This is a genomic window from Enorma burkinafasonensis, from assembly GCF_902150035.1.
Taxonomy (GTDB): Bacteria; Actinomycetota; Coriobacteriia; order Coriobacteriales; family Coriobacteriaceae; genus Enorma; species Enorma burkinafasonensis.
In genome coordinates this window covers 1-21,647 of record NZ_LR597513.1, presented here as the reverse complement: position 1 = coordinate 21,647, position 21,647 = coordinate 1, and the positions used below count along the sequence as shown (strand labels likewise).

Annotated in this window: 17 protein-coding genes; 2 read left to right on the top strand and 15 right to left on the bottom strand. The window is 69.1% G+C overall.

Translation table 11 applies throughout. From position 1 onward, the window contains the following. Positions 1 to 28: 28 nt before the first annotated feature. The 5 genes from pheT to FS885_RS07655 form a co-directional block, all read right to left on the bottom strand. The gene (pheT, locus tag FS885_RS07675; RefSeq protein ID WP_144744474.1) at positions 29 to 2,494 is read right to left on the bottom strand and encodes a phenylalanine--tRNA ligase subunit beta; all 2,466 of its coding nucleotides are present in this window, start codon (positions 2,492 to 2,494) and stop codon (positions 29 to 31) included. Positions 2,495 to 2,506: 12 nt separating this feature from the next. Continuing rightward, on the bottom strand, positions 2,507 to 3,583 hold the full coding sequence (gene pheS / locus FS885_RS07670) for a phenylalanine--tRNA ligase subunit alpha (RefSeq protein WP_144744473.1): 1,077 nt from the start codon (positions 3,581 to 3,583) through the stop codon (positions 2,507 to 2,509). 395 nt (positions 3,584 to 3,978) lie between these two features. Beyond that, a complete protein-coding gene (locus tag FS885_RS07665; protein ID WP_144744472.1) occupies positions 3,979 to 4,503 on the bottom strand; it encodes a hypothetical protein in 525 nt (174 codons plus the stop codon). Positions 4,504 to 4,505: 2 nt separating this feature from the next. Continuing rightward, positions 4,506 to 4,925, bottom strand: coding sequence for a DUF3830 family protein (locus FS885_RS07660; RefSeq protein WP_144744471.1), 420 nt, complete (start codon positions 4,923 to 4,925; stop codon positions 4,506 to 4,508). Positions 4,926 to 4,973: 48 nt separating this feature from the next. Beyond that, positions 4,974 to 6,128 carry a C45 family autoproteolytic acyltransferase/hydrolase gene (locus FS885_RS07655; RefSeq protein ID WP_144744470.1) on the bottom strand — a complete coding sequence of 385 codons (1,155 nt, stop codon included), beginning with the start codon at positions 6,126 to 6,128 and terminating at the stop codon, positions 4,974 to 4,976. 506 nt (positions 6,129 to 6,634) lie between these two features. On the opposite strand from FS885_RS07655, the gene FS885_RS07650 reads away from it, so the two are divergent. Further along, positions 6,635 to 7,765 (top strand): aminotransferase, encoded by a 1,131-nt coding sequence (locus FS885_RS07650; RefSeq protein ID WP_144744469.1) that lies wholly within the window; start codon positions 6,635 to 6,637, stop codon positions 7,763 to 7,765. A 114-nt stretch (positions 7,766 to 7,879) separates the two neighbouring features. On the opposite strand, the gene FS885_RS07645 is transcribed toward FS885_RS07650, so the two are convergent. The 4 genes from FS885_RS07645 to FS885_RS07630 all read right to left on the bottom strand — a co-directional run bounded on the left by FS885_RS07645 (position 7,880) and on the right by FS885_RS07630 (position 12,542). Next, positions 7,880 to 9,310: a sensor histidine kinase gene (locus FS885_RS07645; RefSeq protein WP_144744468.1), complete on the bottom strand. Its 1,431-nt coding sequence runs from the start codon at positions 9,308 to 9,310 to the stop codon at positions 7,880 to 7,882. Between the two features lie 15 nt (positions 9,311 to 9,325). Then, entirely contained in the window at positions 9,326 to 10,018 is a 693-nt protein-coding gene (locus FS885_RS07640) for a response regulator transcription factor (protein WP_144744467.1), read from the bottom strand. A 226-nt stretch (positions 10,019 to 10,244) separates the two neighbouring features. Next, positions 10,245 to 11,663, bottom strand: coding sequence for a sensor histidine kinase (locus FS885_RS07635; RefSeq protein WP_246060865.1), 1,419 nt, complete (start codon positions 11,661 to 11,663; stop codon positions 10,245 to 10,247). A gap of 180 nt (positions 11,664 to 11,843) precedes the next feature. Next, the gene (locus FS885_RS07630; RefSeq protein WP_144744466.1) at positions 11,844 to 12,542 is read right to left on the bottom strand and encodes a response regulator transcription factor; all 699 of its coding nucleotides are present in this window, start codon (positions 12,540 to 12,542) and stop codon (positions 11,844 to 11,846) included. 222 nt (positions 12,543 to 12,764) lie between these two features. Here FS885_RS07630 and FS885_RS07625 point away from each other — a divergent pair, with 222 nt between their 5' ends. After that, a complete protein-coding gene (locus FS885_RS07625; RefSeq protein WP_246060863.1) occupies positions 12,765 to 14,108 on the top strand; it encodes a D-alanyl-D-alanine carboxypeptidase family protein in 1,344 nt (447 codons plus the stop codon). A gap of 81 nt (positions 14,109 to 14,189) precedes the next feature. On the opposite strand, the gene FS885_RS07620 is transcribed toward FS885_RS07625, so the two are convergent. From FS885_RS07620 to FS885_RS07595, 6 genes are all read right to left on the bottom strand, one after another. Next, positions 14,190 to 15,290, bottom strand: coding sequence for a PHP domain-containing protein (locus tag FS885_RS07620; RefSeq protein ID WP_144744465.1), 1,101 nt, complete (start codon positions 15,288 to 15,290; stop codon positions 14,190 to 14,192). Between the two features lie 135 nt (positions 15,291 to 15,425). After that, entirely contained in the window at positions 15,426 to 16,505 is a 1,080-nt protein-coding gene (locus tag FS885_RS07615; RefSeq protein WP_144744464.1) for a TatD family hydrolase, read from the bottom strand. A 180-nt stretch (positions 16,506 to 16,685) separates the two neighbouring features. Beyond that, positions 16,686 to 17,531 carry a 16S rRNA (adenine(1518)-N(6)/adenine(1519)-N(6))-dimethyltransferase RsmA gene (gene rsmA / locus FS885_RS07610; protein ID WP_144744463.1) on the bottom strand — a complete coding sequence of 282 codons (846 nt, stop codon included), beginning with the start codon at positions 17,529 to 17,531 and terminating at the stop codon, positions 16,686 to 16,688. Between the two features lie 6 nt (positions 17,532 to 17,537). Continuing rightward, the gene (gene metG / locus FS885_RS07605) at positions 17,538 to 19,163 is read right to left on the bottom strand and encodes a methionine--tRNA ligase (protein WP_144744462.1); all 1,626 of its coding nucleotides are present in this window, start codon (positions 19,161 to 19,163) and stop codon (positions 17,538 to 17,540) included. A gap of 231 nt (positions 19,164 to 19,394) precedes the next feature. Next, complete coding sequence (rsmI, locus tag FS885_RS07600; RefSeq protein ID WP_144744461.1) at positions 19,395 to 20,303, bottom strand: 16S rRNA (cytidine(1402)-2'-O)-methyltransferase; 909 nt, start codon at positions 20,301 to 20,303, stop codon at positions 19,395 to 19,397. 4 nt (positions 20,304 to 20,307) lie between these two features. After that, positions 20,308 to 21,408, bottom strand: a complete 1,101-nt coding sequence (locus FS885_RS07595; protein ID WP_144744460.1) for a glycoside hydrolase family 5 protein — start codon at positions 21,406 to 21,408, stop codon at positions 20,308 to 20,310. Between the last annotated feature and the right edge of the window lie 239 nt (positions 21,409 to 21,647).

The window sequence follows — 21,647 nt, the reverse complement described above, 5'->3', positions numbered from 1 at the left end:
GCTCCGGCGGCCGCCAGCGGCTCGTGCGCTACGAGCGGACCTCGCCGGCGACGGCCTTGCAGACCTTGGTCACCAGCTTGCCATGGACCTTCTCCACCTCGTCCGAGGTGAGCGTGTGGTCGTCGGCCCGGTAGGTGAGCGAGAACGCCATCGACTTCTTGCCCGCGCCGAGGCGCTCCTCGTCGCGGTAGACGTCGAACAGGCGCACGTCGCGCAGCAGCTTGCCGCCGGCGGAGGTGAGGCGCTGGACGAGCGTCTCGACCGTGACGTCCTCGTCGACCACGATGGCGAGGTCGACCTCGACCGCGGGATAGGTCGAGTAGCTGCGGTAGGCGGCCTGGTCGTGCGCCTCGCGCAGGACGGCGTCAAGGTTGAGCTCGAAGGCGGTCACCGGTGTCGAGATGTCGTAGGCGTCGCGCACCTCGGGGTGGATCTCGCCGACCCAGCCGAGCACCACGCCGCCCGCGAGCACCTCGGCGGCGCGGCCGGGCTGCAGGTGCCCGTAGCCGTCGCCCTCGGCCGGGCGGAAGCGCACCTTCTCGACGCGCAGCTGGGCGAGGAGCTCCTCCACGATGCCCTTGCCGTCGAAGAAGCGCAGTGGCTCGAAGCGGCGCGCCCAGGTGTCGTCGCCCCATGCACCCGTGAGCACCGCGGCGAGCGAGGTGCGCTCCTTGGGCAGGCTCGCGTTCTCGCGGCCGTGGAAGAGCGTGCCCACCTCGTAGAGGTGCACGTTCGCGGTGCCGTGCGCCTCGTTGTAGGCGACCGACTGCAGAAGGCCCGACAGAAGCGAGCGGCGCATCTCGGTCTGCTCGGCGACGAGCGGGTTCATGAGGACCACCGGCACGCCGCGGCCCTCGGCGCTCATGCGCGTCTTCTCAAGGTCGCCCGGCGCGGCGAAGGAGTAGGTCGTGGTCTCGTTCAAGCCGCAGGAGCGCAGGATGGCGCCCACGCGGCGCATCTGGCGCTGATCGTGCGTGAGGCCGCCGATGTGGTTCCTGGCGGCGGGGATGGTCGCCTCGACGCGGTCCATGCCCCACAGGCGCAGGACCTCCTCAATGAGGTCGATCTCGCGCTCGAGGTCGGGGCGGAACGTGGGCGGCACGACCTTGAAGACCGGCTCGCCGCCCTCGGCCGCGCGCTCGACCGTGCAGCCCAGGCGCGTGAGCGCGCGCTCCGTGAACGCGGGCTCGATCGCCGCGCCGCTGATGAGCTCGACGCGCTTCTGGCGCAGCTCGATATCCGCGCGCTCCTTGGGCGCGGGGTACAGGTCCACGTAGCCCGGGGCCACCTCGCCGCCCGCGAGCTCCTCGATGAGCGCGCAGGTGATGTTCGCGACGTCGATGCAGCCGGCCTCGTCGACCTGGCGCTCGAAGCGGATGGAGGCCTCGGAGATGAGCTGCAGGTCGCGGCTCGTGTGGGAGGTGCGGCCGGCGTCGAAGCAGGCGCTCTCGACGAGCACGTCGCGCGTCGTGTCCTCGATCTCGGAGTCCATGCCGCCCATCACGCCCGCGAGCGCGACGGGGCGCTCGCCGTCGGTGATGAGGCCCATGCCGGCGTCGAGCGTGCGCTCCTGGCCGTCGAGGGTCTGGAACACCTCGCCCTCGCGCGCGGCGCGCACGACCACGCGGCGTCGTCCGTCGCGCTCGGCGAAGGTGTCGAGGTCGAAGGCGTGCAGCGGCTGGCCGGTGAGCATCATCACGTAGTTCGTGATGTCGACGATGTTGTTGATGGAGCGCACGCCCGCAGCGGCGAGGCGCTCGACCATCCAGTCGGGCGAGGGGCCCACCTGGACGTTGCGCACGATGCGCGCGACGTAGCGGTCGCACAGGCCCGCGTCGGCGATCTCGAGCGAGACCTCGTCGGCGGTGGGGCGCCCCACCTCGCGCTTGATGGCGGGCAGCTCGATATGCGTGTCGCGGTCGAAAATGGCGCCGACCTCGCGCGCGATGCCCACCATCGAGAGGCAGTCGGGGCGGTTGGGCGTGATCTCGCAGTCGAGCACCACGTCGGAGGTGCCCAGGTAGTCGGCGAACGGAACGCCCACCGGCGCGTCCTCGGGCAGGATCATGATGCCCGAGTGGTCGCCCGAGAGCCCCAGCTCGCGCGCGGAGCAGTTCATGCCCCACGACACGACGCCGCGCAGCTTGCTCTTCTTGATCTTGATGTCGCCCGGGAGCTCGGCGCCCACGAGCGCGGTCACGATGTGGTCGCCCGCGTTGAAGTTCTGGGCGCCGCAGACGATCTGCAGCGGCTCGGGCTCGCCGTCCTCGCCGAGGTTGAAGCGGCCCACGTCGACCTTCGTGACCCACATGTGGTCCGAGTCGGGGTGGGGCTCCTTCTCGAGCACCTGGGCGGTCACGATGTTATCGAACGACTGCCCCACCTGATCGATTGCCTCGACCTCGGTGCCGGTGCGGATGAATTCACGGCTGAGCTCATCGGGCGTCTCGGGGACGTCGATCAGGTCCTTCAGCCAGCTATAGGAAACGCGCATGTCTCTCCCCCTTTAGAATTGAGCCAGGAAGCGCATGTCGCCCGTCATGAGCGTGCGCAGGTCGGGCAGGTCGTAGCGGAGCGCGGCGACGCGCTCGACGCCGATGCCGAAGGCGAAGCCCGTGTAGCGCTCGGGGTCGACACCGCAGTTGATGAGCACGTTGGGGTCGATCATGCCGCAGCCCAGGATCTCGATCCAGCCGCTGTGCTTGCAGAAGCTGCAGCCCTTGCCGCCGCAGACGTTGCACGACACGTCGAGCTCGCAGGAGGGCTCGGTGAAGGGGAAGAAGTGCGGGCGGTAGCGCGTCTTGCGGTCGGCGCCGAACATGCACTTGGCGAAGTAGTCGAGCGTGCCCTTGAGGTCGCCGAAGGTGATGCCCTCGTCCACCACGAGGCCCTCGACCTGGTTGAACTGCGGCAGGTGGCAGGCGTCGGCCGTGTCGGGGCGGTAGACCGTGCCCGGGACGATCGCGTAGATGGGCGGCTTCTGGTGCTCCATGATGTGGATCTGCACGCCCGAGGTCTGGGTGCGCAGCAGCACGTCGGACTCGCCGTGGGCGTGCGCCTCGGGATGGGGCACGGAGCCGGGGGCGTTGTCGACCACGTAGAACGTGTCGCGCGCCGAGCGGCTCGGGTGGTCCATCGGTGCGTTCAGCGCGGTGAAGTTGTACCAGCTCGTCTCGACCTGGGGACCCGACTCGACCGTGTAGCCGATCGCGCAGAAGACGTCCTCGATCTCCTCCTTGATCTGGTTGATGAGGTGCTGGTGGCCGATGGTGGGACGCACGCCGGGCAGCGTGATGTCCACGGCCTCGGCGGCCATGCGCCCGCTCATCTCGTGCCGCTTGATGTCGTCGGTCCGCTCGCGCAGGAGCTCCTCGGCCATGCGGCGCAGCTCGTTGGCGCGCTTGCCGAGCACCGGGCGCTCCTCGGGGGCGACCTTGCCCATCATGTGCATGAGGGCCGTGATCTCGCCCTTCTTGCCGAGCAGCGCCACGCGCGCGGCCTCGAGCCGCTCGGCGGAGTCGGCCTCGCCGATAAGCTCGCGGGCCTTGCGCTCGAGCGCATCCAGTTCGTCGATCAACGCCATGTGTCCATCCTCTCTAACAAAAAACCGTCCTCGGGCATCATTTGCCCAAGGACGGATTCGATCCGCGGTACCACCTTGCTTGGCTGCGGGCTGTCCGCCCCGCATGCCCCCTTTGGCCCGATGTCGCCCGGGCGGGCGGCTCTCCTACTGGCATCGGCGCGCGGCGCGAGCGGCGCAGGCGACCGACCGTTCAGGTCGCTGCTCGGGAGTGAACTCGGCGCCTCGTCGCAGCGGGTGGGCTCTCAGCCGGTGACCCTCCCTCTCTTCGCCGCGACATCCGAGGTGTCGACCTCTCCGTCAACGCGTTGGTCGAAATGATAGCACACGCAGCTGCAGGGTGCGACCCGCACGGCGCGGTGGTGGAGAAGCGAGCCGACGCAAGCCCTCCCGACCGTCTACCTCGCCGACGCCGCCTGGCGCAGGCGGTAGCCGTGCACCAGGTCGCTCACCGCGCTCCAGGGGAGCTGGCGGTCGACCCAGAACATGAGCTGCACGATGTAGCGCTCCAGCCCGCGCGCCAGGTCGCAGAAGGTCTCGGCGTCATCGACCTCGGCGAACAGCTCGGCGCACCGCGCGAGGACCGCCTCGGTGTCGACCATCTTGCCCGTGGTCTCGTACTGCCCGGCGTACCAGGTGCACAGGCGCTCCATGGTGCGGGCGAGCGTGGCGATGTCGCCCGGCTCCTCGCCGCGCGCGGCGCAGCCCGCCTGGTCGCGCAGGACGCTCGCGACGTCCGAGAGGTTCATGCAGTAGCCGATCGTGTACTCCCAGACGGAGAACTCGCGCCCGGTGTCGAGCTTGCGCTCGCGCAGGCGCGCGATGTCAGCGGGCTCGTGGGCGATCATGTGGTCCGCGCAGGCGCGCAGGGCGGCGGCCAACTCGCGGGCGGACAGGGTGGAAAGCGACTCGATCGCGGCCATGGTTACTCCCCCTCTTCCTCGACGTCGACGATCTCGTTGAAGACGACGGCGTCCGGCACGTCCCAGACGGCGCGGCAGGCGCGCGCGAAGCGCTCCCGATCGGGCTCGCAGACGCGCGCGAACATGTTGCACGTGCCGTAGGGCTCGCACTCGTCGAAGAAGATGCAGATGCACGACCACGCCCCGTACCACACGATGGCGCCCGCCGGCTCCTCGAACTTGGGGTTCTCCATGAGGTCGAGGTCGGCGATGTCACCGGGGACGGGATAGGTGACCTCGGCGTCACAGACGCGCGCAGAGAACACGCGCGACTCGAACGGGCACGACGCGACGAACGCCTCGCAGGTTCGCAGCGCCTCGTCCCAGAGCAGGTCGGCAAGGTAGGCCTCGCCTCCGAGGGTGATCTTGAGCTTTGCGGTCATGCTGCCTCCTCGATGGTCGCCCGACAGGACTCAGCGACCATGGTAGCGCTACTCCGCGAGGCTCACCTCGAAAACGTCCTCGTAATCCATGCCGACGGCGATGGTCGCGCCCGGCTCGTCGAGGTTGTACACCACCGACCACTGCGTCGCGCTCTCCTCGCCGCGGCTGTTGAGGTGCGGCTCCTGCGCGCAGGCGGCGAGCAGGTCCATGGCGGCCTCCTCGGTGAGCACGCCGTCCGCGGCGGTGAGCCCCTCCATCACGATAGCGTAGCGGTCCTGGCCGCCGCCGAAATCGTAGTCGCCGGGCGTGAGCAGGAAGTTCGTCGCCGCCATGTAGGTCCGGCCCTCGGCGGGCGCACCGGCGGTCGTCACGTCGTCGGCCTCGAGCACCGAGATCTCGTCGTCGATGTACTCGACCACGACCGAGGCGCCGCTCGCGTCGGCGATCTGGAAGTGGTAGCAGCTGTTGGCACTCGAGTGCATGTCGTAGCGGCCGAGCAGCTCGATTGCCTCGTCCACCGTGGCGCACTTGTCGAGCATGAGGCGGATGGCGGTCGTGGTGGTGATGTCCACGCGGTCGGTCTGCTGGTTCGTGGGGTCGGTATCGATGAGCAGCACGCCCACGGCGAGGCCGGCCTCGTTCACGCCGTCGAGCGGGGCGTACGGGGCGGCGAGCGCCGTGATGCTCGAGGTGGGCGAATCGGGCAGCTTGTCCTCTCCGTAGCCGAGGAAGCCCAGGTTCACCATGCTGATGCTCGCGTAGCCGTCATCGGGGTCGGTGCGCACGAGCATGCTCGGCGAGTAGGACAGATCGAAGTTGCGCCCGAAGATCGCCTCGCCCTCCGGCGTGGTGGCGTTGAAGGTCGAGCACGCGAGGTCGGGCAGCTCGATGGTGATCGGCAGGCCCTTCATGAGGTGCTGGACCACGAACTCGATGAGTTCGGCGTCGTTGGAGGCGCCTCCCTGCTCCAGGAACTCGTCGATACCGTAGTCGCCGTCGTAGTCCATGGTGTACATCGGGTAGTCGTTGACCTTCCGGATGGACGCGACGGTCGCGATCTCGTGCCGGAACATGAACGCCACGGCGCCCACGGCCACGATGACAAGCACCACGAGCGCGATCAGGACGCGCGCGACGATGCGCTTCGCGCCGCCGGGCTTCTTTACCGCCGACGCGGCCTCCGTCTTTGTCGTCTCCTCCACAGCTCCCCCTTTCTCAGACAACACAACGGCGCATCATGCTAGCAAAGATGAGGTGTTTTGTTGACGTTCTTTATATAAACGTCAAATCGAGCGGGTCGGGATCCATGGCAGGCTGGGCGATTCGTGGAGCGCGCCGCCCGTCGCGGCGCCATCCTGCCCGCGCGGAGCCCTCGAGTCCTCGAATTGAATCGATTGGAGCGGTTTTATGGCCGCCCAGTTCAGATATGAACGATTGCGCTGTCGGGATGGCGGGACCCCCATGGTCTCAGGCGAGTGAATCCTGGGCTTTTGTCGCGCGCGCCCGCGCGCCGCCGACCCGGAGCAGCGATATGGGGGGGCGACAGGCGCTCATGCGCCCGGCAAATCGTTCATATCTGAACTGGACTGCCAAAATTGGGCGGGCGAGCCGAAAAACCGGCCGCGAAGCCATGGGACACCTCCCTTCAGGCATAATCAACGGAGTAGGGCGCGCAACCGGTACGGCCACCGGGCGGAAGGAGACACCTATGAAGATCGAGGACTTCGGCGTCGAGCAGTGGATGAACGCCTGGGAGACCAAGTGCACGTACAACGTCGCCGAGACCTGCGTCTACTCGCTGAGCCTCAACGAGCTTTTCGAGCTCTGCGGCACCGACCCGCAGGAGTTCTACGGCGCGATCTCGAGCCGGCGCTTCACCTACGGCGACATCGAGGGCAGCCCCGCGTTCCTCGAGGGCGTGGCGAAGCTCTACCGCACGGTCGAGCCCGGGCACATCATCCCCACCCACGGCGCCACGGGCGCCAACTCGCTCGTGCTGACCACGCTCATCGCACCCGGCGACCACGTGGTCTCGATCATGCCCACCTACCAGCAGCTCTACTCCATCCCCGAGATGTGCGGCGCGAAGGTCGACATCATGCACCTCGACCCGGCGAAGCACTACCACGTGGACCCCGCCGAGCTCGAGGCGCTCGTGACCGACGACACCAAGGCCATCTGCATCAACAACCCCGACAACCCCACCGGCGCGCTGCTCACGGCCGAGGAGCTCGAGACCATCGTCGAGATCGCCCGCAAGCATGACGCCTGGCTCGTGTGCGACGAGGTCTACCGCCTGCTCACGCAGGACGACGTCTACCCCGAGTCCGCCATCGACCTCTACGACAAGGCCGTCGTGACCTCGTCGATGTCCAAGGTCTGGTCGCTCGCGGGCATCCGCCTGGGCTGGTGCATCACCAAGAGCGCCGAGCTCCGGCACGACCTGCTGTCGCACCGCGACTACAACCTCATCTCCTGCGGCATGTTCGACGAAGCGGTCGCGGCGCTCGCGCTCGCCAACGCCGACAAGATCCTCGAGCGCAGCCGCCGCATCGTGCGCCAGAACCTCGCCGCCCTCGAGGAGTGGGTGGCAAGCGAGCCGCACCTCTCGTTCGTGAAGCCCGAGGCCGGCACCACGGCGCTCGTCTACTACGACTACGACATCGACTCCTACACGTTCTGCATCGACATGATCAAGCGCTCCGGCGCGCTCGTCACCCCGGGTGACTGCTTCGAGGAGCCGAAGAGCATGCGCATCGGGTACGCCTACTCCGACAACGTCGAGGACCTCAAGCGCGGGCTCGCCGCAATCTCGAGCTACCTGCGCACGTTGGAATAGCGGGCCATCCGGCCGGGCCCGCCGCTGCGGCGGAACAGACAGCGAGCGGGGAGGCGGCATGCCGTCTCCCCGCTTTTCCATCGCGCATCGTAGACGGGAGCCGCCCCGGCGCCCCTACATCTCGGGCAGGTCCTGCACGGGGAACGTCACCGTGATGCAGGTCCCCATGCCGAGCTCGCTCGCCATGTCGATGGTCGCGCCGTGGAACACCGCGGCGTGCTTCACGATGGCGAGCCCCAGGCCCGTGCCTCCGCGCGCCTTGCTGCGGCTCTTGTCCACGCGGTAGAACCGCTCGAAGACCTTGCCCTGCTCCTCCGGCGCGATGCCGATGCCCGTGTCGATCACCTGGATGTAGGGGTGGTCCTCGGCATCCACGCCGCACTTGAGCGTGACCGTGCCCTGGGGCAGGTTGTAGCGGATGCCGTTGCTCGCCAGGTTGTAGGCCAGCTCGTCGAGCAGGCGCGGCACGCCGAGCACCATCGCGGGCTCGGCCTCGACCACAAGGGTCACCTCGCTGCGCGCGGCCATCTGCTCCAGGCGCTGCTGGATCGACTCGAGCATGCGCGGCAGGTCCACCGGCTCGACCGAGCCCAGGACCGACGCGGTGGCGTCGGCGCCGTCGATGTCCGAGCGCTCCGCCTCGTCGAGGTTGGAGAGCGTCAGGATGTCGTTCACGAGCGCGGTGAGCCGGCCGGCCTCCCGGTGGATGCGGCCGCCGAAATCGCGCAGGTCCGCCTCGTCGGCCACCATCCCGCCGGCGATGAGCTCGGCGTAGCCCGAGATCGTGGTGAGCGGCGTCTTGAGCTCGTGCGTGATGTTGGCGGTGAACTCGCGGCGCATGCGGTCGTTGTCGGCGAGCGCGCGCATCTGCTGCTTGAGCTCCTGGCGCTGGCTCTCGATGCGGTCGAGCATGGGCATCATCTCCGCGTAGACGGTGTCGTTGTTGCGACGCGGGTGGTCGAGGTCGACGTCGAGCAGGGGCGCGATGATGGCGCGCGCCGCGCGGCGGGCCGTGGCGAACGAGATCGCGAGCAGCACCGCGGCGAGCAGCACCAGCGGCACGGCGAGCGACACGAGCACGCTCAAAAAGCCGTCCTGCTCCTGCGCGAGGCGCACCACCATGCCGTCGTCGAGGCGGACCGCCTGGTAGAGCATCACTTCGCCCAAAGTCGAGCTCGCACGCTCGGAGGCGCCCTGGCCCTGCGCGAGGGCGGCGGCGACCTCGGGGCGGCCGGCGTGGTTCTCCATCTGGGCGGCGGGTTCCTCGCTGTCGTAGACGACGGTCCCGTCGGGGGCGATGAGCGTCACGCGCTTGCCCTGGAGCGAGAGGCTCTCGATCGTGGCGACGTCGTCCTCGGTCCGGTTCAGGGCGGAGGCCATGAACGCGGCCTCGTCGTGGAGCTCGGCGCGCGTCACGTCGGCGAGGTTGCGCTGCAGGTAGGCGGTGCCCGCCGCCGTGAGGACGACGACCACGACCACCGCCACGACGAAGATGGTCCCGAAAACGCGCCTGAAGAGCGAGCGTTTGCTGCCGATGGGGCTCATGGGGCCGGTCCGCCGCTACGCGCCCTGGTCGGCGGCGCGGTCCGCGAAGCGGTACCCCACGCCGCGCACCGTCTCGATGCAGCCCGAGCGGTCGCCGAGCTTCTGGCGCAGCGTCTGCACGTGCACGTCCACCGTGCGCGAGCCGCCGTCGAAGTCCCAGCCCCACACGCTCTGCAGCAGCGCCTCGCGGCTGAACACCACGCCGGGCTTGCGCATGAGGTACTCCAGGAGGTCGAACTCGCGCAGGGTGAGCTTGACGGGCTGGCCGTCGACGGTCACCTCGCGGTGGCTCGGCGAGAGCACGATGCCGCAGAAGGAGAGGATGTCGGTCGTCTTCTTGATCATGCCGCCGCGGCGCAGAAGCGCCCGGCAGCGGCTCGTGAGCTCCATCAGGCTGAACGGCTTGGTGAGGTAGTCGTCGGCGCCGCCGTCGAGCGCGACCACCTTGTCGAGCTCGGTGTCCTTGGCGGTAAGCATCATGATAGGCACCGTCGCGGTCTCCTGGTCGGTGCGCAGGCGGCGCAAGATCTCGAGGCCGTCGGTGTCGGGCAGCATGATGTCCAGCAGCACGGCATCGGGCACGCGGCGCGCCACGGCGGCCTTGAACTCGCTGTCGCACGAGAAGCCCTCGGCCTCGATACCCTGCTGGTGCAGGGCGTACAGCGTGAGGCCGCGGATGTTGTCGTCATCTTCGACGTAGTAGATCACAGCTCGCGTCACTCCAACCCGATGGCGGTGCCTTTGGGGGGCGCCCGTCGCGCGCGGGGCCGGATGCCCGGTCCCACGGGGCGGTGCGTGCCCTCTGGTTCCAATATGCCGAGTCTATACTACGCGTCAAGGTTCAATAAGGCGAAAGGGCAATGTCAAGAAACGGTAAAGTCGCTGGTCACCGGGTCACGTGGCACCCGGGCGCCGCATGGCCGCGGGCATGCTCTCACGCAGGCACCACGATGGTGAACACCGTGCGCTCCGGCGTCGAGTCGCACTCGATGGTGCCGCCGTGCGCGGTCACGATCTCCTTGGCGATGGCGAGCCCCAGCCCCGCCCCGCCGCGGTCCGTCGCGCGCGCCGCGTCGAGCCGGTAGAACTTCTCGAAGATCACCTGCAGCTTGGGCTTGGGGATGGGGTCGCCCTGGTTCTCGAACCTGATCTCGACCGTCTGGTCGCGCCGCTCGGCTGACACGCGGATGGTCGAGCCCTCGTAGCTGTAGGCGATGGCGTTCTTCATCACGTTGTTGAACACGCGCGCCATCTTGTCGCCGTCGATGAGCGCGGTGAGGCCCTCGGGCGCGTCGACGACCGCCCGCTTGCGCTGCTCCTCGAGCGCGGGGTAGAACTCGTCCACCACCTGCCCGAGCATGAAGCTCAAGTCGACGTAGCCGCGGGTGAGCACGATGTCGTGGAAGTCGAAGCGCGTGATGTCGAAGAACTCCTCGATGAGCGCGTCCAGACGGTGCGCCTTGTCGAGCGTGATGCCCACGAAGCGGGCGCGCTGCTCGGTCGGCAGGTCGGGAGCCTCGTCGAGCAGCGACAGGTAGCCCACCACGCTCGCGAGCGGGGTCTTGAGGTCGTGCGCGAGGTAGGTCACCAGGTCGTCCTTGCGGCGGGCCTCGTCGCGCAGGGCCTGCTCGGCCAGGCGCTGGCGCTCGCGCACGCGGTTGATGGCGCTCTCGACCTCGAGGTAGTCGCCGTCCAGGCCCTCCCAGTCGTCCGGGTGGTCGATGAGCCTGCCCACGATGTGCGCCGCGATGGCCCCGTCGGCCTCCTCCTGGCCGGCGGCGTAGCCGTGCCAGTACATCGCGCGCCCCGCGAAGAACGACGCGCAGATCGCGACCCCGAAGAGGAAGCCGCAGAACATGAAGAGGTAGTCGAGCTCCACGAACATGCGGCCGGGAACGCTGCGTTCGATGAACCTGCCCAGAAGGACGACGGCGAGCCACGAGACGCCGCCGAGCACCACGCAGCGGCGCACGGTCTCGAAGCGGTCGATGAGCAGAAAGCCGCCGAGGAGGAGCGCCAGGAACACCAGCAGGTTGCCCGTGCCCACGATGACGAGGAGCGCGAGCGCCAAGGCGACCATCGAGCACGTGCGGCTGCCGGCGATGGCGTCCAGGCGCTCGAGGAACTCTCCGCCTCCGGACCCATCGTCCCCAGGGGGCATGGGGCCGGGCGCACCCTGCGGCATGCCGGCGGGCGTCGCAGGCTGGCCGGGCACGCCGTCCGCACGCGGCTGCCCGCCTTGGGCGTCCTGCCCGCCTGCATGCGGCCGGCGGCCCGGATCGCTCGACATGCCCGCATACGGGTTCACCGGCGCATGCGGCTCGCGGTCCCCTACGATATCCCCGATCTTCACGTTCCGTCGTCTCCCCAGCGGTGGAACGGCGGGTTCGCGCAAACGGCCCTGCCCGCCTCAGTGAATGTCATCCTTACCGTTAATTAAGTATAGGTAACGATTCGCCGAGGGCAGTAGGGAAGAAACGCTTAAGATGCGATGAACGGCCTGCGTGCTCCGCGCGCCGCGGTGCCGGGGCGCCTACGCCTCGATGGTGTAGCCCACGCCCCAGATGTTCTTGATGAAGCGCGGGTTCTGCGCGTCGTCGCCGATCTTCTCGCGCAGGTGCCTGATGTGCACCATCACGGTGTTGTTGGAGCTCGACATGAACTCCTCCTTCCACACCGCGCGGAACAGGTCCTCCACCGGCACCACGCGCCCCTGGTTCTCGGCCAGGTAGAGCAAGATCGCGTACTCGAGCGGCGTGCAGCGCACCGGCTTGCCGTCGACCGTCACCGCATGGGCGTCGGGGTTGATCTCGAGCCCATTGATGGAGATGATCGCGGGCCCGTCGGCCTTCTCGCGGTTCCCATAGCTCGTGTAGCGGCGCAGCTGCGCCTTCACGCGGGCGACGAGCTCGAGCGGGCGGAAGGGCTTCACCACGTAGTCGTCGGCGCCCAGGCTCAGGCCCTCGATCTTGTCGGTCTGCGAGTCGCGCGCGGTGAGCATGATCACCGGGTAGGTGTGCTCGGCGCGGATGGTACGCAAAAGCTCGAACCCGTCGATGTCGGGCAGCATGATGTCCAGGACCGCGAGGTCGAATTCCCGTGCGAGGATCGCGCGGGCGGCGTCTGCGCCGTTGTAGGCGAGCGTCACGTCGTAGCCTTCGTTGCGAAGGTAGATGCCGACGAGATCGGTTATGGTCTTCTCGTCATCGACGACGAGGATACGAGGTTCCACATGTGCTCCTTTCCCCGTCACATTATGCCCAAGCGAAACCGTCCCGTTACCTGTTCAGAAGGGATTAAGGGAGTCTTCACTAATGGATGGCGGCGCGGGTGCGCACGGGCGTGCGGAGCGCCTCAACCGGGCGGGGACGGGCATGCGGCCGCGCGCTGCCGGTATAATCTGCTTGCGGGCCCCGCCCGCCCAGACGCACCCCAAACGCACCCGGAGGTCCCCGTGACCGAATCTGTCACCACCCGTCGCCATCGCCATCTGCCCGCCGCCGCGCTGCGCGCGCTCGCGGCCGCCCTCGCCCTCGCGCTCCCGACCGCCGCATGGGCCGAGACCCGCGGCAGCGACATCGTCTGCGGCGAGACCGCCGACGAGCGCTCGCTTGCCGCCGCGGACCTGCCCGACATCTCCGCGCGCAACGCCATCGTCGTGCGCAGCGACGGCGAGGTCTACTTCGAGCGCGACGCCGACGCGCAGGTCAAGATCGCCTCGACCACCAAGGTCATGACCGCCATCGTCGCCCTCGAGCACGCCGCGCTCGACGACACCGTCACCGTCGACCACGCGGCCGCGACCGTGGGCGAGTCGACCGCGCACCTGTGCGAGGGCGACACCATGACGCTCGGCACCGCCCTGAAGGCGCTGCTCATGCCCTCGGGCAACGACGCGGCGATGGCTATCGCGCGCTCGGTGGGCGCGATGATCGACCCCGCGAGCCCCGACCCGTACGCGACCTTCATCCGGGCGATGAACGACAAGGCGGCGGAGCTCGGCATGGAGGCCGTCTTCACCAACCCCCACGGCCTCGATTTCGGGGTGTGGGAGGATGATGCGATGCACGCCTCGGCGCGCGACGTCGCCATCATGTTCGCGCACGCCATGCGAAACGAGGACTTCCGCGCAATCTCGGCCAGCACGGACAACGTCATCACCGTCACGGGCGCCGACGGCGCCGAGCGCCAGATCGAGCTTCTCGAGCGCAACGAGATCTTGGGCCAGCAGGGCAACATCGGCGGCAAGACCGGCGGCACCTACGAGGCGCTCTCGTGCTTCGTGGGGGCGTTCTCGCGCGACGGGGACGAGATCTACACCGTGGTGCTCGGCTGCGAGGATGGCGACATCCGCTGGGCCGACACGTTCGCGCTCGCCAACTGGTACTATGCCCACGCGCACACGGTGCCCGTCGTGAACGGCACGCGCACCACGCCCGAGGGCGAGACGCTGGTCGCGCGCGCCGGCGCCTCCGACTGGGCCGACAAGACGATCGACATCGTCGCCGCGGACCCCACGGCGACCGTGCGCTTCTTCGACCTCGAGGGGGAGCTCGAGCTCGAGGTCGACCTCGCGACCTTCAGCGGGGACGTCGAGCGCGGGGCCGATGCGGGGACGCTCACGCTCATGCAGGGCGACGAAACGCTCGCGGAGGTCGATCTCGTCACCGCCGAGGGCGTCACCGCGCCGAGCCCGCTCGAGTGGGCGCTCATCCAGCTCGACCGGTTCGTGCGCTTCTTCACCGGCGAGCCCGCCACCGCACCGGACGAGGTGCTCGCCACGGTACCCGCGGTGTGATTACAGGGGGCGGCGCACGCCCGCGGCGTCCGGCCCGGCACGGCGCGCGTCCCGGCGGGGCGACCCCGCTCGGGCGCCTCGCTAGCCCAGCCGCTCCTCCGCTAAGAACAGCTCCTCCACGCGCTCGCCTGCCTCGCCCGGCATGATGAAGCTCGTGCCCATCGCCGGCGAGTCGCCGTACTTGCCATGGTAGTCGCTGCCTCCGGTCACGAAGAGGCCGTAGCGCTCGGCGAGCTCGAACGCATGCACCGTATCCTTGGAATCGTGGTCGGGATGGAAGGCCTCGATACCCATGAGACCGGCCTTCACGAGCTCGGGCACGACGCCCCACGAGTCCATCTGGCCGGGATGGGCGAGCACGGGCACGCCGCCCTGCTCGCGCACCGCGCGCACGGCGTCCACCGCCGCCGGCGAGGCGATGTCGCGCGCCGCGATGCCGTCGCCCTTGAAGAGGCAGCGATAGCAGAAGCGGTAGTCCAGGTCGGTCTGCGGCCGGCGCGTGAGCGCCTCCATGACATGCTGCTTGTAGACGCCCTTGCTCTCCCCCGCCACGGCGACGACCTCGTCGAGCGAGACGGTGTGCCCCGAGAACTCGGCACCGGCGCGGCGGAGCACCCAGGCCTGCCAGAGCGTGTTCGCCGTGCGGTCGAACAGCGTCTGCGCGACCAGGCGCTCGAGCGGGCCCGACGCGTCGGGGGTCGCCTCGAGGCCGAACGCCAGGATGTGGACCTTGCGGCCCGTCGCGGGGTCGTGCGCCGAGACCTCGGTGCCCGCGAGCACGGGGAAGCCGAGCTCGCGCGAGCGCTCGCGCACGTAGGAGAGCTGCGCGAGGGTGTCGTGGTCGGTGATGGCGATGCGGGCGAGGCCGGCGGCGCGGGCTTCGGCCACGAGCTCGTCGACGGTCTTGGAGCCATCGGAGAACACGGAGTGGTTGTGCAGGTCCCAGGCGCCCTCGGCGGAGCGCGGCTCCTGGATGCGCAGCGTCGCGTCCGCCGACGCCCGCGCGCACTGGACGAGCTTCGTCGCGGCGTCCTCGGCAGCGCGCTTGCGGGCCTTCGCCGCCTTGCGCTCCGCCTTGCGGCGCACCTTCTCCGCCGCCTCGGCGCGGGCGCGCGCCTCCTTCTTGCTCCGCTTGATGCGGGCCTCGTCCTCGCGGGCCCCGTTCTTGTCCTTCTTCGCCATGGCGCCTCCCCGGTACGTATGCCCCCATGGTAGCAGCAGGCGCCGCTGGCGAAAACGGGCAGCGCGTCCGCAATCGCCCCGCGCGGCGGCGGGCGGCTTGGCCGGCAGCGGGACGCGCCCTTTGCGGCGAGCGGCCTACCCGAACAGCCTGAGCGCGTTCCCCCAGGCGGCGCGGGCGATATCCAAAGGCTCCTCGCCCGTGCGCGCGGCGCGGTCGCGGCAGAGTGCGTCCACGGTGAACGCGATCATGGCCGGCTCGCACTCGAGCCCGCGGATGGGGTCGGGCGCCATGTAGGGGCAGTCGGTCTCGAAGAGGATCCGGTCGAGCGGGCACGCGGCGAACGCCTCGCGGATCGCCTCGTTGCGCTTGAAGGTGGCCGCGCCACCGAAGGCGATAGAGCAGCCGAGGCCCACGAAGCGCTCCATCGTGGGTCGGTCCTCCGTGAAGCAGTGGAGCACGCAACCCGCCTCGGGAACGCCCTGGTCGGCGAGGACGCGGTAGGCGTCCGCATGCGCGGCGCGGCCCTCGTCGCCGTCATCGTTGCGCAGGTGCAGCTCCACCGGGAGCCCGCTCTCGCGCGCGAACGCGAGCTGCCGCTCCATGCAGGCGATCTGGATATCATGCGGCGCGGCCTCGATCCCATCGTCCGCGTCGAAGTGGTAGTCCAGACCGATCTCGCCGATACCGATGCAGCGCGGGTCGCTCAGCGCCTCGGCGAGCCGCGCATGCACCGCGTCGTCGTAGTCCGGGGCGCCGTACGGGTGCACGCCCACCAGGTAGCGCACGCGGCCGGGCAGCTCCAGGGCGTTCGCCGCACCGGCCGGCCGCCCACTCGGCGCCGCATCCGCCGGCGCACCGTCCGCCGCCGCGCACGCGAGCAGCTCGCCTGCGCGCTCGAGCACCGCGTCCAGCTGCACTCGGAACCCCTGCGGGTCGACGCCGTCCGCGACCGGGTCGTAGAGCGTCACGAGCCGCCCGACGCCCGCGAGCGCCGCGCGGGCGACGACCTCGGCGGGATCCTTGCTCCAGAAGCAGGTGAGATGCGCATGCGTGTCGGCTACAGGAACCGGCACCCGGGGCGGGGCATAGACCTGCACCTTGGATTTCTTCTTTTTCCTGAACTCGAGCGCAAGGGCGCCCGCCCGCGTGGTCGGAGCGGCGCCCCGATCGTCCGTTTCCTGCTCCGCCAGCGTCTTCGATTCGCGTACCGGCATGCCAACCACCCGCTCTCGCGCAACTCAATCAAGAATACTGTGCCTTATTCCCAAACCGGCGACCACACCGTCGAAACAAACGTCAAAACCGCAGGTGGCACTTCTCTCGCCTGAGGGTCTCAGCGGCATGGCGCAGATTACCCACAGTATTCTTGCTCGAACCTCAGCCGATCCCCCGCTTCAGCCCGCGAGCTCCCCCGCGAGCCGGATGAACTCCTCGACGGAGAGCGTCTCGGCGCGCGACGTGGGCGCGATCCCCGTCGCCGCGAAGGCCCGGTCGAGCTCCCCCTTGCTAAACCCGTTCGACGACATGGAGTTGCGGATGGTCTTGCGCCGCTGCGCGAACGCGGCCTCGACCACGCGGGCGACCTCGTCGCTCGCGGCCAGCGGCTCGCTCCGACGGTCGATGCGTACCACGGCCGAGTCGACGTGCGGCGCGGGCATGAAGCAGCGCGGCGGCACCTCGAAGCGCCCGGTGACCTGCCCGTGCAGCGCGAGCTTCACCGTGTAGGCGCCGTACGCCTTGGTGCCCGGCACGGCCGCGATGCGGTCCGCGACCTCCTTCTGCACCATGACGACGGCGCGCCGAATCGACGGCATCCGCTCGAAGAACGCGAGGATAATCGTCGCGGCAACGTTGTAGGGCAGGTTCGCGACGAGCAGCTCGGGCTCGCCGCCCATCGCCTCGACGATGCGCTCGAGGGGCACCTTGAGCGCGTCACCCATCAGGTAGGCGAAGTTCGCGTGCTCGGCGGCGTGCTCGGCGAGCACCGGCTCGAGCTCGGCGTCCATCTCGATCGACACGACGCGCGCCGCCTCCTGCACGAGCGCGAGCGTGAGCGTGCCGATACCCGGCCCCACCTCGAGCACGCGTTCCGAACCGGTGAGCTCGGCCAGTGCGCAGATGCGCTCGATGACGTGGTTGTCCACGAGGAAGTTCTGGCCCAGGCGGTGCTTGGTCGCCAGCCCGAACTCATCGAGCAGCGCGCGCGTCGCGCCGAGGTTGGCTAGGGGCGATGTGGTCATGGGGCGCTACTCGTCGGTCAGGCGCGGGAAGAGCGGCTGGCCCTTCTCGACCGGCGCGCCGCCCGCGAGGCCGCCCCAGGCGCACGCAGCGGCCAGGTCGGCCGTCGGCGCGGGGTCGAGCGACAGGCGGCGGCGCACCTCGGCGGAGATACTCGGCATGAAGGGGTCGTAGAGCTCGGAGGCGATACGGATCACCTCGAGCAGGCTCCAGATCACGTACGCGAGCTCGTCGGCGCGCTCGGGGTCCTTCGCGAGCGCCCAGGGCGCCATGTCCTCGATGTAGTGGTTCGCCGCGGAGACGATGCCGAGCACCTCGCTCGCCGCCCCGCCGAAGTCCATGGCCTCCATGCGCTCGGCATAACGCTCGAACACGCCCGCGCACGCGTCGTGCAGCGCCGAGGCGCGGTCGAAGTCCGCCGGGCGCTCGGGCGCCCGTCCGTCGAAGTACTTCGCGCTCATGTTGAGCGTGCGCGAGACGAGGTTGCCCCAGCTGTTGGCGAGGTCGGCGTTGTACACCTGGCGCATGCGGCCCCACGAGATGGGCGAGTCCGCGCCGTGCACCACGTCGGTCATGAAGTAGTAGCGGTACGCGTCCACGCCGACCAGGTCCACGACCTCCTGCGGGGCGATCACGTTGCCGCGGCTCTTGCTCATCTTCTCGATCTTGCCGGTCTCCTCGTTGCGCACGGTGAGGAAGCCGTGCACGAAGACCTTCTCGGGCAGCGGCAGGCCCGCGGCCATGAGCAGCGCCGGCCAGATCACGCAGTGGAAGCGGATGATGTCCTTGCCCACCACGTGCACCTGCGCGGGCCAGCGGAAGGCGAGCGTCTGGGCCGCGTCGTCGCCCTCGGCGCCGTAGCCCACGGCCGAGAGGTAGTTGATGAGGGCGTCGACCCACACGTAGGCGACGTGCTTGCCGTCGAACGGGAACGGCACGCCCCAATCGAAGGTCGAGCGGCTGATGGAGAGGTCCTTGAGGCCGCCCTTCACGAACGAGAGCACCTCGTTGCGGCGGGTCTCGGGCTGGATGAAGTCGGGATGCGCCTCATAGAAGTCGAGCAGCGGCTGCTGGAACGCGGAGAGCTTGAAGAACCAGCTCTCCTCCTTGATGCGCTCGAGCGGGCGGTCGCAGTCGGGGCAGAGCGGGTGCTCCGGGTCGGCTGGGGCCTCGCCGGCGGCGACGCGCTCCTCCTCGTGGTGGCGCACCTGAGTCTCGGTGAAGTAGGTCTCGTCCGGGCGGCAGTACCAGCCGTCGTAGGCGTCCTTGTAGATGTAGCCGCGGTCGAGCAGGACCTCGAGGAACCGCTGCACGCCGGCGATGTGGCGCGGCTGCGTGGTGCGAATGAAGTCGTCGTTCGAGATCTCGAGCTCGCCCCACAGGTCGCGGAAGGCCGGCTCCATGGAGTCGCACCACGCCTGCGGCGAGTCGAAACCGTTCTTCTCGGCGGCCTCGGCGACCTTCTCGCCGTGCTCGTCCATACCGGTGAGGAACTTGACGTCGTAGCCGCACGAGCGACGGAACCGCGCCTGCACGTCGGCGAGGACCGTGCAGTACGCCGTCCCCAGATGCGGCTTGGCGTTCACGTAGTAGATGGGCGTGGTGATGTAGTACGAAGGCTTGGTGTGCTCCATGCTTGGATCCCCTCCGGTGGTCGCTGCATTCGACCTCCCATTCTATCGCATGCGCGCCGATTCCATGCCTGCGCCTGCCATCGAGTGTTCGGACGGTAAAATGCAGTTTGTAAACTACGTTTTCGCTTCTGGCTGCCCGATCGCAGTTTGTAAACTACATTCTTGGATCCGCTTCGGCGAAAATGCCCTCCCGGACTACCCTATCGAAGGCCGAGAGCGCCATGTAAAGCGTCACTCGCCCTGCTGATCGACCACCATGGCGTAGACCTCGCGGCGGCGGCGCGAGTAGCGCTGCGAGAGGCGTTTGGCTATCGCCGAGGGCGCCTCGCCCTCCGCGAGCGCGCGCTCGATGTCCGCCCGGAGCGCCCCGTCCGGGTCAGGGGCCCCTGCGCCCGCCGCATCCGCGCCGCCTGCGGAGCGCGCCGCGATCCCCGCGAGCTCGTCGGCGGTCGGCGGCGCCACCACGAGCACGATCTCGCCGCGCACCTCGCCGCGGGCCTGCAGCTCCTCGAGCACCTCGGAGGCCGTTCCGCGCAGCACCTCCTCATGCAGCTTGGTGAGCTCGCGGCAGAGCGCGACCTCGCGGGCGGGAAACGCCTCGGCGAGCGACGCGACCGTCGCCGCCACGCGGTGCGGGGACTCGTAGAACAGCAGCGCCCCCGGCACGGCGGCGAGCTCGGCCAGGCGCCGCGCGCGCTCGCCCGCCTTGCGCGGCAGGAACCCCTCGAAGAAGAAGTGCTCGCATGGGATGCCCGATGCCACGAGCGCGGTGACGCACGCCGTGGGCCCCGGCACGACCTCGACGGCCACGCCCGCCGCGCGCGCCGCGTCGACGAGCACCTGCCCGGGGTCCGAGACGCCCGGCATGCCCGCATCGGACGCGAACGCGAGCGTGTCGCCGGCCTCCATGCGCTCCACCAGGCCCGCCGCCCTGCCCGCGATCACGTTCTCGTCGCAGCGCACGAGCGGCCGCGATACGCCGGCGTGCGCGAGCAGCTTGGCCGTCACGCGCGTGTCCTCGCAGCACACGGCGTCGGCGCGGCGGAACGCCTCGACGGCGCGCGGCGAGAGGTCGCCCAGGTTGCCGATCGGCGTGCCGACCACGATGAGGCGGCCGGCCGCCTGCGCCTGCGTACCCATGGCGCTAGTCGAGCATCGCGCGCTCGAGCGTGCCCAGCGCGGCGCGCGCGTCCCAGGCGGCGATGCGCTTCTCGGTCTTCCAGGTCTGGAAGAACCAGCCGCGCGCCTCGGCGAACGACGCCATCTGGTTGGAGATGAACACGCGCTCGTAGGCCGAGCGGCCCTCGGGCGTGATCGAGACGTTCGTGAACACGGCCGCGCCCGACCACTCGCCCACGATCACGGGGAAGCCCGCCTGACGCGCCTCGTGGATGAGGCGGCGGTTGCGCGCGAGCGCCGCCGAGAGCCCGTGCGGCATGGTGATGTCGAGCGCCATCTCGTCGCGGTAGTGGTAGAGGTGCACGTCCATGCACACGTTCCGGTAGCGGGAGCTGCTCATGAAGCGCTTCCACGCCTTGGGGTGGCCCGACGCCGAGAACACGACCATCTTGTCCTCGCCCATGTGCATGCGCACCAGGCCGTAGGCGTCGCGGTAGAAGTTCCTGAGGTAATGGCTGGGGATGCCCTCGGTCACCGTCATAAGGTTCTTGCGCACGCTCATGATGGGCGAGTCGAGCAGCTCGATGCCCATGAGGTTGGGGTTCGTGCCGTAGCGCGCGGCGAGGCGCTCGAGCACGTTCAGGGCGATATGCCGCCCGTTCGTGGAGGAGTGCCAGTCGACCGTCGACTCGGGCGTGCTGCGGGAGTCGTTCGAGTCGCCCTGGCCGCCGGGGACCGTCGCCAGGTCGAGTAGCACACGCATGTCGTACTTGCGCGCCCACTCGAAGGCGCGGTCGACGTAGTCGACGACGGGGATGTGGACCTCGGACTCCTGCTGGGCGCCGAAGGTGTACCACGGTACCGGCAGGCGCACCGCGTTGAGGCCGATAGCCGACATGCGGCGGAAGTCGTCCTCGGTGATGAATGTCTCGTAATGCTGGCGGATGCGATCGCTGTACGCGGCGGTGCCGAGCGCGACCTGGAGCTCGGCCTCGTTCGAGGCGCCCGTCGCCGCGAACAGCGACGGCGTGACCCACGGCTCGGGGATGAACCACCCGGACAGGTTGACGCCGAGGATCCGGTCCGCCGCGCCCCTCGTTCGCTCTGCCTTGCCGTCCCTGTTCATGCTCGCACGCTCCAAATCGCTCGCCCGATGGGTACCATAGCTCGCTCGATGGTTACCTGAGTATAGGCCATGTACCCTACTATATCCGCCGCGCTGCGAAAGATTCGGGGGACCTTGATTATCAACTTTATCCGAACACCTCCCACATTCATCCGCACATGTGCGGATGAATGTGGGAACCCGATACCCTGAGGGCCGGATCGGCCGGCCCCGGGAGATCGGAGGACGGCATGTCCGGA